Annotated in this window: 15 protein-coding genes and 1 tRNA gene; 10 read left to right on the top strand and 6 right to left on the bottom strand. The window is 60.3% G+C overall.

Annotation, left to right across the window (positions count from 1 at the left end; all coding sequences use genetic code 11):
* Positions 1-66: 66 nt before the first annotated feature.
* Entirely contained in the window at positions 67-1,710 is a 1,644-nt protein-coding gene (locus ACYQ1P_RS04035) for a methyltransferase domain-containing protein (RefSeq protein WP_460019086.1), read from the top strand.
* On the opposite strand, the gene ACYQ1P_RS04030 is transcribed toward ACYQ1P_RS04035, so the two are convergent.
* From ACYQ1P_RS04030 to ACYQ1P_RS04020, 3 genes are all read right to left on the bottom strand, one after another.
* A complete protein-coding gene (locus ACYQ1P_RS04030; protein WP_460019085.1) occupies positions 1,711-1,911 on the bottom strand; it encodes a heavy-metal-associated domain-containing protein in 201 nt (66 codons plus the stop codon).
* A 63-nt stretch (positions 1,912-1,974) separates the two neighbouring features.
* Positions 1,975-3,264: a UDP-N-acetylglucosamine 1-carboxyvinyltransferase gene (gene murA / locus ACYQ1P_RS04025; protein ID WP_460020129.1), complete on the bottom strand. Its 1,290-nt coding sequence runs from the start codon at positions 3,262-3,264 to the stop codon at positions 1,975-1,977.
* A gap of 109 nt (positions 3,265-3,373) precedes the next feature.
* Positions 3,374-3,529, bottom strand: coding sequence for a hypothetical protein (locus tag ACYQ1P_RS04020; RefSeq protein ID WP_460019084.1), 156 nt, complete (start codon positions 3,527-3,529; stop codon positions 3,374-3,376).
* Positions 3,530-3,638: 109 nt separating this feature from the next.
* Between ACYQ1P_RS04020 and ACYQ1P_RS04015 the strand changes: the two genes are divergently transcribed.
* The 3 genes from ACYQ1P_RS04015 to ACYQ1P_RS04005 all read left to right on the top strand — a co-directional run bounded on the left by ACYQ1P_RS04015 (position 3,639) and on the right by ACYQ1P_RS04005 (position 5,045).
* Positions 3,639-3,713 (top strand) — tRNA-Thr (locus ACYQ1P_RS04015).
* Between the two features lie 253 nt (positions 3,714-3,966).
* Positions 3,967-4,632 (top strand): PEP-CTERM sorting domain-containing protein, encoded by a 666-nt coding sequence (locus tag ACYQ1P_RS04010; RefSeq protein WP_460019083.1) that lies wholly within the window; start codon positions 3,967-3,969, stop codon positions 4,630-4,632.
* A 170-nt stretch (positions 4,633-4,802) separates the two neighbouring features.
* Complete coding sequence (locus ACYQ1P_RS04005; RefSeq protein ID WP_460019082.1) at positions 4,803-5,045, top strand: hypothetical protein; 243 nt, start codon at positions 4,803-4,805, stop codon at positions 5,043-5,045.
* Between the two features lie 33 nt (positions 5,046-5,078).
* On the opposite strand, the gene mamZ is transcribed toward ACYQ1P_RS04005, so the two are convergent.
* Complete coding sequence (gene mamZ / locus ACYQ1P_RS04000; RefSeq protein WP_460019081.1) at positions 5,079-6,977, bottom strand: magnetosome biogenesis transporter MamZ; 1,899 nt, start codon at positions 6,975-6,977, stop codon at positions 5,079-5,081.
* A gap of 210 nt (positions 6,978-7,187) precedes the next feature.
* Here mamZ and ACYQ1P_RS03995 point away from each other — a divergent pair, with 210 nt between their 5' ends.
* Positions 7,188-8,123 carry a magnetochrome domain-containing protein gene (locus ACYQ1P_RS03995; RefSeq protein ID WP_460019080.1) on the top strand — a complete coding sequence of 312 codons (936 nt, stop codon included), beginning with the start codon at positions 7,188-7,190 and terminating at the stop codon, positions 8,121-8,123.
* A gap of 25 nt (positions 8,124-8,148) precedes the next feature.
* A complete protein-coding gene (locus ACYQ1P_RS03990) occupies positions 8,149-8,919 on the top strand; it encodes a DUF2202 domain-containing protein (RefSeq protein WP_460019079.1) in 771 nt (256 codons plus the stop codon).
* 1 nt (position 8,920) lies between these two features.
* On the opposite strand, the gene ACYQ1P_RS03985 is transcribed toward ACYQ1P_RS03990, so the two are convergent.
* On the bottom strand, positions 8,921-9,526 hold the full coding sequence (locus ACYQ1P_RS03985) for a cache domain-containing protein (RefSeq protein ID WP_460019078.1): 606 nt from the start codon (positions 9,524-9,526) through the stop codon (positions 8,921-8,923).
* 146 nt (positions 9,527-9,672) lie between these two features.
* On the opposite strand from ACYQ1P_RS03985, the gene ACYQ1P_RS03980 reads away from it, so the two are divergent.
* Complete coding sequence (locus ACYQ1P_RS03980; RefSeq protein WP_460019077.1) at positions 9,673-9,957, top strand: hypothetical protein; 285 nt, start codon at positions 9,673-9,675, stop codon at positions 9,955-9,957.
* Between the two features lie 216 nt (positions 9,958-10,173).
* Complete coding sequence (locus tag ACYQ1P_RS03975) at positions 10,174-11,487, top strand: pentapeptide repeat-containing protein (RefSeq protein ID WP_460019076.1); 1,314 nt, start codon at positions 10,174-10,176, stop codon at positions 11,485-11,487.
* 84 nt (positions 11,488-11,571) lie between these two features.
* On the opposite strand, the gene ACYQ1P_RS03970 is transcribed toward ACYQ1P_RS03975, so the two are convergent.
* The gene (locus ACYQ1P_RS03970; protein WP_460019075.1) at positions 11,572-11,757 is read right to left on the bottom strand and encodes a hypothetical protein; all 186 of its coding nucleotides are present in this window, start codon (positions 11,755-11,757) and stop codon (positions 11,572-11,574) included.
* 303 nt (positions 11,758-12,060) lie between these two features.
* Here ACYQ1P_RS03970 and ACYQ1P_RS03965 point away from each other — a divergent pair, with 303 nt between their 5' ends.
* The gene (locus ACYQ1P_RS03965) at positions 12,061-12,396 is read left to right on the top strand and encodes a hypothetical protein (protein ID WP_460019074.1); all 336 of its coding nucleotides are present in this window, start codon (positions 12,061-12,063) and stop codon (positions 12,394-12,396) included.
* A 95-nt stretch (positions 12,397-12,491) separates the two neighbouring features.
* Positions 12,492-12,812, top strand: a complete 321-nt coding sequence (locus tag ACYQ1P_RS03960) for a hypothetical protein (RefSeq protein ID WP_460019073.1) — start codon at positions 12,492-12,494, stop codon at positions 12,810-12,812.
* Positions 12,813-12,914: the final 102 nt, after the last annotated feature.

Raw genomic sequence — 12,914 nt, 5'->3', positions numbered from 1 at the left:
CTGGCCCATGAGGGCCGCTTTGTCCAGTCCCTGGCGTTGACATGGCAATGCGGCTACATAGAACATATGGATAAGACGCCTTTCTCACAGGATCGTTGCTTCGGTGATCTCGCCCGTTCGGGCCGCACCGGGCTGGCCCCCTATGCGCTGGCCGTGGTGGTGATTGTCTTCTCTCTGCCGCTGCTCAACGTGGTTCTGATTTACCTGTTGGGGGCGCTTTACGAATCCTGGTCCTGGAATCTGTCTAGTGCCTGGTCGGCCTTTATGCTGGCCATCGACGGGCGGGTGCGCGACAGCGTCTATACGGCCTTTATGTTGACTTCCGTCGCCCTGGCGCTGCCCGGGCTGCTGGCGGCGGTGCGGATTCTCCATCGACGCCCTTTGCGCAGTCTGTTCACCGGACGCCGCCGTTTCAACTGGAGTCTGTTCGGCCTCAGCCTGGGAATCGGGCTGCTGGTCAATGGCGGCATGTGGGCCTTGCTGGTGTGGTCGGGGGAAGGCACGGCGACCTTGTCCTGGGACCCGGATGTGTGGCTGTTCGCGCTGCTGCTATTGCCTTTGCCGCTGCTCGCCCAGGTGACCGCCGAGGAGGCGCTGTTTCGCGGCTACGTCTATCAGACGGTGGGGCTGTTCTTTGCCCATCCCTGGCTGCGGGTGTTGCTGCCCGCCTTGTTGTTCACCGCCATTCACCTACCCAATCCGGAAGTGGCGGGGGGCGGTCTTTCGGTGGTGGCCGATTATCTGGTGCTCAGTCTGTATCTGGGCATTCTGGTCCATCGCACCAACGGCCTGGAAGCCTCCATCGGCCTGCACGCGGCGATCAATCTGACGGTCGCCTTAGGGATCAGCTATCCCGATGCGACCATTCCCGGTGCCGCACCCTGGGTCCTGGAAAGCGTCAACTGGGTTTTGGCGGCCCCACTGTCGCTACTCGGGGCGGTGCTGCATTATGGATTGCTGCTCACACTGAGACCCTTGCCATCCCCGCCTGCTCCCGCTGCTCGACCGAAAAAGGAAGCCCTGCCCATGTTGATCAAACGCAATGCCGATGCCCTCTGCGATGCCCTGGCCCTGGACGGCAAGCAGGTTCTCGATGTGGGCTGCGGGGTTGGCGATATCGCCCGCCGCATGGCCGGGCAGGGGGCGCGGGTCATCGGTCTGGAACCCAATCCGGTGCAATTGGCCCACGCCCGCGCGGTGCCCCCGGTGGGGGGCGAGACCTATCTATCGGCGGGCGGCGAATCGCTGCCGTTCGAAGACGGCAGGTTCGATCTGGTGGTGTTTTTCAACAGTCTGCATCATCTGCCGCCTGCGGCGATGGCCCCGGCGCTGGGCGAGGCGGCCCGGGTGTTGCGGCCCGGCGGGCATGTCTATATTTCCGAGCCGGTGGCCGAGGGGGCGTTTTTCCGGCTCATGCAGCCCATCGACGACGAAACCGACGTCCGCGCCCTGGCCCTGGCGGCCATTGAGGCGGCGGAGGCCCAGGGGCTGACCGAAATCACCCGGGATACCTATCTGCATCCCATGCGCTATCCCGATTATGAGACCTTCGCCCAGCGCATCGGCAATATCGACCCGGCCCGCAGCGAAGCCTTCGCGCGGCTCGACGCCCAAATGCGGGCGGCCTTCGAGGAATATGGAGAACGGCGCGCCGACGGAATCTGGTTCCATCAGCCCACCAGGACGCATTTACTTCTTAAAAAGTGCTGATTACACCTGTCCCTTATATTCGAATCCGGCGTTTTCTACAGCCTGTTGGATGACCGCATCGTCATCGACGCCGCCCACGGTGATTTCCTTGGCCGCCAAATCCACGGAGACCGTGCTATTGGGGGCCAGTTCCTTGATCGCCCGCTCCACCGATGCGGCACAGCCGCCACAGGTCATGCCGTCCACAAGGTACTTTGCCATCGCCGAAAACTCCATGTTGCAGTTGCGAAGGAAGCACCAGAAAAGCCTTTAATTAGGAATCTGTCAAGCGCCCTTGGCCCGTTCGATGCGTGCCCCGCAGGCCGACAGTTTGTCTTCCAGGCGCTCGTAGCCCCGATCCAGGTGATAGACCCGGTTGATTTCCGTCTCGCCCCGGGCCGCCAAACCGGCCAGGACCAGCGACATGGAGGCCCGCAGGTCGGTCGCCATGACCGGCGCGGCGGACAGGCTGTCCACCCCCCGGACGATGGCCGAGGCCCCGTGGACATTGATGTTGGCGCCCATGCGGCAAAGTTCCGGTACATGCATGAAGCGGTTTTCGAAAATGGTCTCGGTGATCATCGAGGCACCCTCGGCGACCGCCATCAGGGCCATGACCTGGGCCTGCATGTCCGTGGGGAAGCCGGGATAGGGCTCGGTCATCATATCGACCCCCTTGAGCCCGCCATTGATCCGCGACACCCGCAGACCGGCCGGGTCCTCGGTGATCTCCACCCCGGCCTTGCGCAAGGTATCGGCCAGCGCCCCGATCAGGTCCAGACGCGCCCCCTCCAGCAACAAGTTGCCGCCGGTGATCGCCGCGGCCACGGCATAGGAGCCGGTCTCGATGCGGTCGGGGACCACCGTATGATGTGCCCCATGCAGCCGGTCCACCCCCTCGATGCGCAGAGTATCGGTACCGATGCCGGTGATCTTGGCCCCCATGGCGACCAGACAATGGGCCAAGTCGGTGACTTCCGGCTCGCGGGCCGCATTGGCCAGCACCGTTTCGCCACGGGCCAGGGTGGCGGCCATCAGGATGTTTTCAGTACCGCCGACGGTGACCACCGGGAAGATGATCTTGGCTCCGGTCAGTCCCTGCGGGGCGCGGGCCTCGATGTATCCGGCAGTCAGTTCGATTTCAGCCCCCAACTGCTCCAGCGCCTTGAGGTGCAGATCCACCGGGCGGGTGCCGATGGCGCAGCCGCCGGGCAGCGACACCCGGGCCAGACCGTGGCGGGTCACCAGCGGCCCCAGGACCAGCACCGAGGCGCGCATCTTGCGCACCAGATCATAGGGCGCGGTGGTCGCCTTGATATTGGGGCAGCTCAGATCAAAGGTGCGTCCGGCATGGCCGCCGTTGGGCGCATGACCGTTCATGCCCAGATCGACCCCCAGTTCGACCAGCAAATTGGCCATCGAGGAAATGTCGGCCAGATGGGGCAGATTGGAGAGGGTCAGCACCTCGTCGGTCAACAGGCCGGCCGCCATCAAGGGCAGGGCGGCATTTTTGGCACCGCCGATGGGGATGGTCCCGGTAAGCGGGAAGCCCCCCTGAATGAGAATACGATCCATGCCTTGGCCCGTCCGTTGGTCCGACCAGCGGTCGGGAGAAAGAAGATGAAGGGTCATACCCGCATCAGGGCACGGGTTCAAGACGACAATGGGACGAAAAAGCGGTGGCTCAGTCCGGTTTGCGAGAATTGGGCGGCTCGGTGCGCGCCCGCTGTTGCTGCTTGCGCTTGGCTAGGTTGGCGCGCAGGGCCTCGGCCTGCTTGTCGCGGCGCGATGGCGGTTCGGTGGACGCGGGTTGCGCCTTGGGGGGCTTTTGGTCTGACATGGGCTGAGTCTGCCGTGCTGGAGCAGGGGGGTCAATGACATCCTTCGGCGGGCCGAAAAGTCCTTGCATCCCCCTCCGGCCTATGGCAGTTTCCGCCCACTTTCCCAGTGCCGCCGTAGCTCAGGGGTAGAGCGCACCCTTGGTAAGGGTGAGGCCCACAGTTCAATTCTGTGCGGCGGCACCATTTTTTCCCTTTTAAATTCGTTCAAGTCCGCCTTTCGGGGCGGATTTTTTTGGGTGACTTTTTCGCCGCGCCGGGGCTGAGCGTCAGGATTTTTTACAGTATAAGGTCGGTTGAAAATGGTTCGCATTTTTTTCGTCCGAGATTCTGCCTATACAATAGGCGCTTACTAACCAATTGATTTATTTGGCACGGTCTTTGCTGTCTTGTTCCTAAGCCAGCTTTTCTGTGTCAAAAAATAACACTGGGGATACTTATGAAACGGAACCTATTGAAAATCTTGCTTTTGGCGGGTGTCGTCCTGGGGGCTGCGGCGCCGGGCAGCGCCAAGGCGGCAGTCATCAGTTGGACAGATTGGACGACCCTGGGCAGCGGGACCTTGTCCCAGGATGGCATGACCGTTGGCGTCAGCTATTCCGGTGCCTCGGGAACGGGTATCAGTTCCGATGCCCGGCGGTGGCGCGAAACGTCCATCCCAGGCGCCTACACCGGCAGCAGCGTGATCGACAATGCTCCGATTGATTCCGTGACTCTGGTCTACAGCGGCTGGAATACGGTAACGTTTTCCCGAGCCGTCCTTGATCCGGTGATGACATTTTTCAGTCTCGGCAACTATGGCACGTCCCTCAATCTGAGCTTTTCCCAGGATTATGATTTTCTGAGCACGGGCGGTGGTAACTGGGGCTACGGTACCTTAGCCCAGACGGCGGGCAACGTATTGTTTGGGCGCGAGGGCAATGGAGCCATCCAGTTCCTTGGCGAAGTAACATCCATCAGCTGGTATGCGGATCGCACTGAAAGCTACTATGGCTTCAATGTGGGCGCGGCCGCAGTGACGGTTCCCGAGCCCGCCTCCCTGGCCCTGTTCGCCGGGGGTCTGGCCGGTCTCGGCTGGTTGCGTCGGCGTCGGCAGACCGTCTGAACCCTTTCCTTCTCGCTTTTCCCGAACGGCGGCCCCAGTGGCCGCCGTTTTGCGTTGGCGTATTTTGCCGAGCAAAGAACATTTGTGCTGGTCAATTCAGATATGTTATATTATCACATGATAAGCGGAATTGATGAATACCATGACAAAAGGTAAGGGTAATGGCTAATATGAGCACGCACCACATCGCCGGGGGCCATCATCTGGGTCGGTTGTCCGGTTTCGAACAGGGAAACGGGCTATTGGGCAGCTTCTCGGCAGGCAAGGACAAGGACCGGACCAAGGAAAAGGCTCCGTTTTCCTGGCGTGCCCTGTTGAAGCGCTTCGGGCGGGCGTTCCTGATCTTCATCATGCCTTGCGGCGGTGAAGACGTGCGGGAATTGTTTTCTGATGATGATCGTAAATCCAGGTAGGGTCCTTGTGCGGCCTGCCCACGCAGGCAGGCATCAGGCCTTGCCGGTGACCCGCTTCAGATAGGGGGTCACCCATTTGCTGTGGCGCACCCGATAGCCGAGCAGCAGAACTACCAAAGTCGCGTACAGATAGGGCTCGCCGTTTTCCGGTTCGGCGGCCAGCAGGAAGTGCAGCACCACCAGGATATCGAGCAGATAGACCGAGCGGTGCAGTTTCTTCCACTTGCGACCGCCCATGCTCTGGACAATCTTCTTCCAAGAGGTGACAGCCAGCGGCAGTAAAATCATATAGGAGAAGATCCCGATCAGGATGAACTCGCGCTTGGCAATGTCCTTGCCGATCTCGGCCCAATTGTAATCCCATTCCAGCCAGAAATAGCTGATCACGTGCAAAGAGGCGTAGAAGAACGCATAGAGCCCGATCATGCGGGAGTATTTGGCGATCTTGTTGGCTCCGGTGACTTCGCGCAACGGCCGCAGGGCCAGCGACAAAATCAAGAAGTTCAAGGCCCAGTCGCCCAGATAGCGGTTGAAGAAGCCGACCGGCATCTGCCCCACGTCAATGCCCGGCAACATGCCGCTGACAATGACCCGACCAATCAACCAGATCAACGGCAGCAGACAGGTCATGAAGACCAGCGGCTTGAGATCGGTCTTCTTGAGCTTTGTCAGAATATGTTTCGGTGATTCATCAACCCCGTTGTAGAGCAGCCAGATGGCATAGCCCATGACCAAAAGGTTGCCGGTGGCGGCGAGAATGAACGGCGAGCGCGGCCCCACTGCATCGAAGAAATAACCGCCGCTTTGGACCAGCAGCACGATGCCGATCCCTCCCGCCAGATTGAAGGCCCCCTGCACCGACCCTTGAATCTTGTTGGGCGACAGGTCGCTGATCAGCACCCGTGGGGCGACCAGACAGCCCGCCTGACCGGCCCCAATCAGCATCAACGGAAAAATCACTGTCCAGTCGAACGGGTTGACGAACAGGGCCAGAAAGATAAAGCCCGCCCCGGACAGCGACAGCCCGGCCCCGATGGCGGCGATGCGACTGTGCTTTTCGATGAAGCGCGCCCAGAAGGGAATACAGAACAGCACCATCACCCCGGTCAGGCCGATCATGAGACCCGCATGGGCTGCCGCGTCGGTGCGGGTCAGCCCGACCACGTCGGCAAAAGAGATGCTCCACAGCATGTAGAACAGACCGATGAACACCATGTCGGCGCGGGTGTAGAAGGCGGAGGCGAAGCACAGCAGCATCCGGGGATCGTTCATCGCCAGATTCCAAACCCGCTTCCAGGGCTTTTCCTCTTCTTCGAGGCGGGTGGTGATATCGACCAGGAAGTTCCGCGCCACCCAGGCCCCCAGCAGACCGATCACCGCCGGGGCCATCATCACGACCCAGATGCCGCCTTCCTGCTTCGGGACCTGCATCATCACCGCATAGATGATGGTGCTGCCGAAGGTCATCATGAACACCGTATTGGTCATGAAGCGGGCGCGGTTGTTATAGGTGGTGAAGTCGCCGGCCAGGGTGGTCATCTGCAACTGCACCGCATCGGCCCCCAGCGCCATGAGAATGCGCATCAGGTAATAGACGACCAGCCCGCCGACTCCGAGCGCCATCCCAAGTTCCAGGCTGAATGGGGCGAGGGCGGCGCCGGTGGCTGAAATCAGGAATCCGAACACCACCACGGGAATGCGGCCATAGCGGTCCGACAGGTAGCCCAGATAGCCGATCAAAATCAGGCTGAGGATTTCCACGACCACCTGGATGTCGGCGTTAATGGTGCCCGCCTGTTCGAAGGGAATCTTGAGAACCTTGTCCAGGAACAAAGGCTGAATGCCCAGGGCCAGAGCCATGATGGTCGAGCCCATGGCCGACAGCATGTAGACGCTGTTCCAATTCTTGGATGTTATCTTGGGAATAGTCATCCGATACAGGCCCGTCTCACAGTCACTCTTGGCAAAATCTCGATTTCCGATGACATACGTTAACTTTCGCCCACGGAAATATTGATATCCAGGTTTTTAAGTCTAACCCAAGAATTGGAATGGGTATTCCAAAGAACAGGTTCAACGGCATTTCCAGTTGATCCTTTCAGAGATTTATACTAATTCGAAACAGCGAAGCAAGATTTTTATGTGTGGGACGGGGGCGGCGAGGCCGTGCCCCGGTGCCGCTCGGAGCACGTCTGGTCGATCAAGATGGATAAAATCAAGACCGAACAATGGATCATGGGGGTCAGCATCGTCTTCAGTCTGGCGCTGCTGTTCATTACCCTGTTTTCCGACGACCTGTGGCACGAGGATTCCTACGAGCACGCGCCGCCCATCGTTGCCGGAATCCCGGCCCCGCACCGGGACGGGCGCGAGAAAATGGCCTGTTCGAGCTGTCACGAAATCATGTCCATGCGCAATCAGGCGGCGCTGCCGCCAACCAATCCCAACGCTGCGGGTATCGCCGTGCCGCCCATTCGTGCCGGAACCCTGTCGCCGCACACGGACGGTCGGCAAAACCAGGCCTGCCGCAATTGCCATCACATCATTCCACGCTCCGAAGCGCAGGCCCTGCATGGTCAGCGCGTGCAGTCCGCCAATCCGACGCCGCCTGCGCCGATGGGGGTGTCTGCCGCCTGGACTCCGAATCCCGGCATGGCGACCAATGCCATGCAGCCGGTTCTGCCGCCCGATGGAGTGCGCCGTCTGCAAATCGCCGGTCCGAAGACGGGGCAGGACGTCACCGATTTCGGCGCCCTGACCATTCCCCTGGACCGGGCCGGACTGCACCGCTTCCAGGGCAAGATCTCGCAGGTCGCCATTGCCGCGCCCAACGGGCCGGATTCGCTGATCAATATTTGGGTGGACGACGGCGTGAACGTGCCGCACCGGGCGGTTTTGGCTCCGTCCTGGTTCCTCAACGAGCAGCGCTGTCCGGTGGCTCTGAACATGTACGTCAAGGGCTTGGCCTTCCGCATTGAATTGCCCCATGCGGTGGACCCGCTGTACGTCAAATCCATTTCCGTCAATGGCAAGACCTGCCTGCTGCGCGACACCCTCGGTGTCCCCATGTGGCAATGACTATGTTGCAGAGAGGGTGCTACAGATGATCGGCAAGCCAACGCCTCAGGGAAGTCAAGGGGCCCAGACTTTTATACTGCTGCTGGCGGTCGCCCTGGTGCTCGGGGTGCTGATTCTGGTGATTGATGCGCTGCTGCATGCCAACGATCTGCGGCCGACCGGCACACCGCGTCTGACCACGGCCCAGGCCCAGCATGCGGTGTTCACGCCGCAGCCTCTGCCCCCTTTCGAGTTGCCGCCGATTTTCCCTTCCCTGGGGGGGGTGACCCTGAGCGAGCGCGAAGTGCTGGATCTGGTCTATATGCGTGAAGAGGAAAAGCTGGCCCGGGATGTCTACCTGGATCTCTACGAGCGTTGGCAGGTTCCACTGTTTCAAAAAGTGGCCACGGCCGAACAGCGGCATATGGATGCGGTCGGCGGGATGTTGACTCGGTATGGCATTCCGGACCCGGCCCTCGGCTCGGCACGCGGGGCCTTTCATGATCCGCATCTGTTGGGGTTGTACAGGGACCTCAGCACCAAAGGCGTGACCTCACTCCAGGCGGCCTTCGAAGTGGGCGGGTTGATCGAGGAAGTGGATATTACGGACTTGGATACGGCGCTCGATAATACCCAGCAGGCCGATATTCGGCAGGTCTACCGGACCATCCGCCGGGGCTCGCGCAATCACCTGCGGGCCTTCGCCGGGCAACTGAGCCAAATGGGCGTGCCCTACGATGTGCAGCTCATGAGCGCGCAGCGGGTGCAGCGGATTTTGCAGACGCCCATGGAGCAGGGACCGCCGCCGACCAACTGATTCATCGGCACATTTCGTTGCGGCTGCCGGTGGAAACCATGCGCAAGGTGAATCCCAACAGGCCCAGGCCGATGACCAGCAACCCCAGACGTTCGACAAGCAGGGATGCCAGCGCCAGATGGTCGCTGCTGGCCCCGATCACCCAGTCCCACTGATGGATTTTTTGGACGTAGGCCACCCGGGCAACGGCGGTGCGGGGCGGCCAGTCATAGCTGACGAATTGCCCGTCCACCGAAGCGGTGCCAAGGATGCGCTGGAGCACCTGGGCGGTCTCGGTTCCCTCGGCGGGCTGGATATGTTGCAGGCCGGGCTCGATTTCGTTGACCACCGGCGTGCCCTGGCGCTGGCTGACCCAGAAGCGGACATGGCCGTCGGTGGGCAGGGCCTGGGCAATGGAGCGGGCCTGTTGCCGGGCCTGTTCCAGGGGAATCAAGCCTTTGTCCGCTTCGTCGGCAAGCAGTCGAATCTGGGTCGTGGCCCGCTGCACCGGCTCGCGCAGGCTGGCCTGATGAGTGGCCTGCTGGTGCAGGCTTGTCCAGACCACGAAGGTCGTGGCAACGAGCGCGACACCTCCCCAAAGGGAGACCTTGGCTCTCCATCCGAACATGACAGCAATCCCCTGTGACAAACGCGACCGTTCAATCTTACCCGACATATGTGAATGGTCTTTACGCCTGTCAAGGCGGGAGGTTGATGGGTCGAACGAGACCGGGTACAACAGATCCCCATAAAACAGGAGGCGGGGAAGTCACCTTGCGCGGTTGTCAGTATTTCGGTCTCATGTGGGTGCTCTGCGCCATCGCGGCGGCGGTCATGCCCCAGGGCCTGTTGATGGGAATCTTCGGGGTCCTCAGCGCGTTGAGTGGCGGCCTGGCCGTGCATCTGCTGGGGCGCGACATGGGGCTGTGGGGCGAGCCGCCCGGAACCCCGGCGACGGCTCAGGCTCCCCGGGCGGGAAGTCCGGCACAGACCGCCGCGCCGCCCGACAAAAACTGGAAAAACAGATTCCGCGAGTCGTTCGGAAAGCTCGTCAAATGAGAAAGACGCGACTCGGTGGACTTCGGTGAGTGGGCAAAAATTGCCGAGAAGAAGGGAAGAAATACCAAATCTAGCGGCAAGTTAGAGGAATGCGAGCCTATTTTGCATTGGATTTTCCACTTGACCCGGCAAAAATTACCCGAATTGACCCAAATAACGATTTAATTTAACCTTATAGAAAGAATTAACATTTTTGACGCTGAGGGCACCTCTGTCATGTCGAATGTACATCATTTGAGAAACGCGGCCCTGGGGGCCGGGCGGTGGAATGCCTGGCGCAAGTCCGAGCCTGGCGTACAGCCGGATCTCAGTCAGGCCGATCTGCGCGGCGCCAACCTGTCGGGCATGGATCTGGCGGAAGCCGTGATGTCGCTGGCCAACCTGAAAAAGGCCAATCTCAGCGGGGCCAATCTGAAATCCTCCAATCTGGCCGGGGCGATTCTGGAAGACGTCAATCTGGCCGGTTGCGTCATGGTGGGGTCGAACCTGTCCGGGGCGCGATTGACCCGGACTAATCTGGCCGGGGCCGACATGCGGCGGGTCAATCTGTCCGGTGCGCGGTTCGGCGGCGAAGCCATTCTCACCGGCACCGATCTGGGCAGCGCCAATCTGGCCGGAGCCAAGCTGGGCGGCTCGATTCTCAGCGGGGCCAATCTGGCGCGGGCCAATCTGGCCGGGGCCGATTTGCGCAATACGGATCTCAGCGGTGCCAACCTGTCCGGCGCGGTGACCGCCGGGGCGCGGTTCGACGGGGCCGACCTGAGCGGCACCATTCTCGATGATTTCGGCGAGTTCGACGAATCGGCGTTCGAGGAGGACTATGCCGCCGAGGGGGGTGACGGATACGACGACAACAGTTTCATGTCCGAGGACTTTGATCAGGAGCTGCCCGAGGACGATCTGTCGGAACCCGAATTCTTCGAGCCCGAGCCCGAGCCGGAACCGGAACCGGAAATGCAGGCACCGCCGGTGGAGGTGGAACCGGAGGAGAATCCCAACGCCTTCTATGGCTACGAAACCGGCGAATGGGCCGTGTTCTCTTTGTGTATCAAACACTTCGCCCAGCGGACCTTGGAAGAAAAGCGCAATCTGGTGTCGCTGTTGAAGCGCTACAACAAGTTCGTGGTCGGCGAAAACGCCGATGTCTGCGTGACCACTCGGGGCGACGCCATCATCGGCGTGTTCCACGAACCCGTTCAGGCGCTGCTGTTCGCCTCCAATTACATCAATGTGTTGAAAAACATCCAGGTGGAAGCCTTCGCGGCGATCCATTGGGGCACCGCCACCACCCGTACCGATCCGAGCACCGGCGAAACGGAGCTGGTCGGCGATTCCATCAGTCCGGCGGCCCGGTTGGAGCCCCTGGGGAGTCCGGGCGAAATCCTGGTGTTGGAAGAGCTGCATAGCCGCGTCGATGAAGAGAGCGATATGTTCAGCTTCAACAAGGTGGTGCGGAAATGGAAGCGGGCCGGGGATGCGGATGAAAATGCCGTGGATGCGGTCTGCTATCAGGTGTTGACCGCGCAATAAAAGATTTTACCGATTCGTCTCTGAATAAATAAAACCGCCAGATTGACCCGGCGGTTTTATTTTGTCTGCGGCAGATGGTTTGACTTATTTGTCGGCGTCGGACTTGGTGGTTTTTTTCATTTTCGACGTCGCTTTCTTCAAGCCGCTTTCGGCGGTATCAAAGGCTTTGTCGGCGGTGGGAATGACATAACGGTCGGACAACCGCATGCCGAGAGCAAAGCCGGCGCCGGCAACGACGGCCCCAATGGCCAAGGGAATAAGGGGCAGCATATTGAGTCTCCCTGAATTGTGCACATGATTCATGTGACCGACAGAATGGCAGGAATGGGCCGAAAAGTCATCAAGTCATCGACAGAAAATTAAAGTTTTCGTCTTGTTATATTGTAATAAAATGGCACTTGTTGTAAATGAGAATGATTATCGCCACGCTGAAGACATGATATTACTGTGTATCTATACTATTATGCTGCGTTGACACTCGGATTGTTTTTTGATTTATTGGGTTCATCCCACGTCGGGACCCGAGAAGGCTCGGTTTTGGCGTGGGTTCGAAACACATAGGAGATTTCGGTTATGGCGGTGGCTCAGGCAGGCGCGAAGACGGCGACGGGAATCGCCAAGGGCGGTATGGCGACCAAGGCAGGCGCGGCCGCCAAGACGGGCGCGGCCATGGCCAAGGGGGGGGCGGCGAAAGCCATGGCCAAGGGCGGCGCGGCGAAAGCGGCGGGCGCGGCGGCCGGTGCCAAGGGGGTCAGTGTCGGCCTCGGTCTCGGCCTGGGGGCCTGGGGCGCGGTGCTGCTGGTCGCGGCGGGCGCGGCGGCGGCTTACAGCTATCTGGCCAGTCGGCGGGATGAGCAAAAGCAGACCGATGCGGAACTCGAACTGGCGGATGCCCTGGGCGAGTTCTAGGACTGTATTGCTTTGGGGGGCGTACAGTATTAAACACTTATGTGTATTCCAAATAACGTGCCGAATCGGGCGCATCAGGAACTGAGGTAGAAACAATGGCTGTAGTCGTGACCCAAGAGGAAGGAACCAAGCCCCGATTCATGGCGGCGTTGAGCTATCTGGGCATTCTGTGTTTCGTGCCCCTGGTGATGAACCGGGATGACGAGTTCGTCTACTTCCATGCCAAACAGGGTTTGGTGATCTGGATGTGGGGCGTGCTGGCCCTGTTCGCCCTGCATATGCCGGGGGCGGGCAAATGGTTTTTCAGCTTCTCGGTCATGGCGGTGCTTGGATTTTCGCTGCTCGGTCTGGTGAGCGTGATGTTCAACAAGGCCTGGAACCTGCCGTTCATTGGTTATCTGGCTTCCAAGCTCTGAGACCTATCGGCAACAGACGGGTTTCGAAGGGCGTCTTCCCGCGGGTTGGACGCCCTTTGCGTTTGAATCCATTTGATATGGAGCGCCAAGCTCCGCTAAACA

It is taken from the genome of Magnetospira thiophila (assembly GCF_054657015.1).
Note: the sequence above shows the minus strand (reverse complement) of the source record. Positions and strands in the feature narration are given on the sequence as shown.

Excerpts from the sequence above, each read along its gene's own strand:
- murA (WP_460020129.1), bottom strand. The coding sequence starts at position 3,264 with ATGGATCGTATTCTCATTCAGGGGGGCTTCCCGCTTACCGGGACCATC.
- mamZ (WP_460019081.1), bottom strand. The coding sequence starts at position 6,977 with ATGACTATTCCCAAGATAACATCCAAGAATTGGAACAGCGTCTACATG.
- ACYQ1P_RS04005 (WP_460019082.1), top strand. The coding sequence starts at position 4,803 with ATGAGCACGCACCACATCGCCGGGGGCCATCATCTGGGTCGGTTGTCC.
- ACYQ1P_RS04035 (WP_460019086.1), top strand. The coding sequence starts at position 67 with ATGGATAAGACGCCTTTCTCACAGGATCGTTGCTTCGGTGATCTCGCC.
- ACYQ1P_RS04020 (WP_460019084.1), bottom strand. The coding sequence starts at position 3,529 with ATGTCAGACCAAAAGCCCCCCAAGGCGCAACCCGCGTCCACCGAACCG.
- ACYQ1P_RS03985 (WP_460019078.1), bottom strand. The coding sequence starts at position 9,526 with ATGTTCGGATGGAGAGCCAAGGTCTCCCTTTGGGGAGGTGTCGCGCTC.
- ACYQ1P_RS04030 (WP_460019085.1), bottom strand. The coding sequence starts at position 1,911 with ATGGCAAAGTACCTTGTGGACGGCATGACCTGTGGCGGCTGTGCCGCA.
- ACYQ1P_RS03990 (WP_460019079.1), top strand. The coding sequence starts at position 8,149 with ATGATCGGCAAGCCAACGCCTCAGGGAAGTCAAGGGGCCCAGACTTTT.
- ACYQ1P_RS03965 (WP_460019074.1), top strand. The coding sequence starts at position 12,061 with ATGGCGGTGGCTCAGGCAGGCGCGAAGACGGCGACGGGAATCGCCAAG.
- ACYQ1P_RS03975 (WP_460019076.1), top strand. The coding sequence starts at position 10,174 with ATGTCGAATGTACATCATTTGAGAAACGCGGCCCTGGGGGCCGGGCGG.
- ACYQ1P_RS03960 (WP_460019073.1), top strand. The coding sequence starts at position 12,492 with ATGGCTGTAGTCGTGACCCAAGAGGAAGGAACCAAGCCCCGATTCATG.
- ACYQ1P_RS04010 (WP_460019083.1), top strand. The coding sequence starts at position 3,967 with ATGAAACGGAACCTATTGAAAATCTTGCTTTTGGCGGGTGTCGTCCTG.
- ACYQ1P_RS03970 (WP_460019075.1), bottom strand. The coding sequence starts at position 11,757 with ATGCTGCCCCTTATTCCCTTGGCCATTGGGGCCGTCGTTGCCGGCGCC.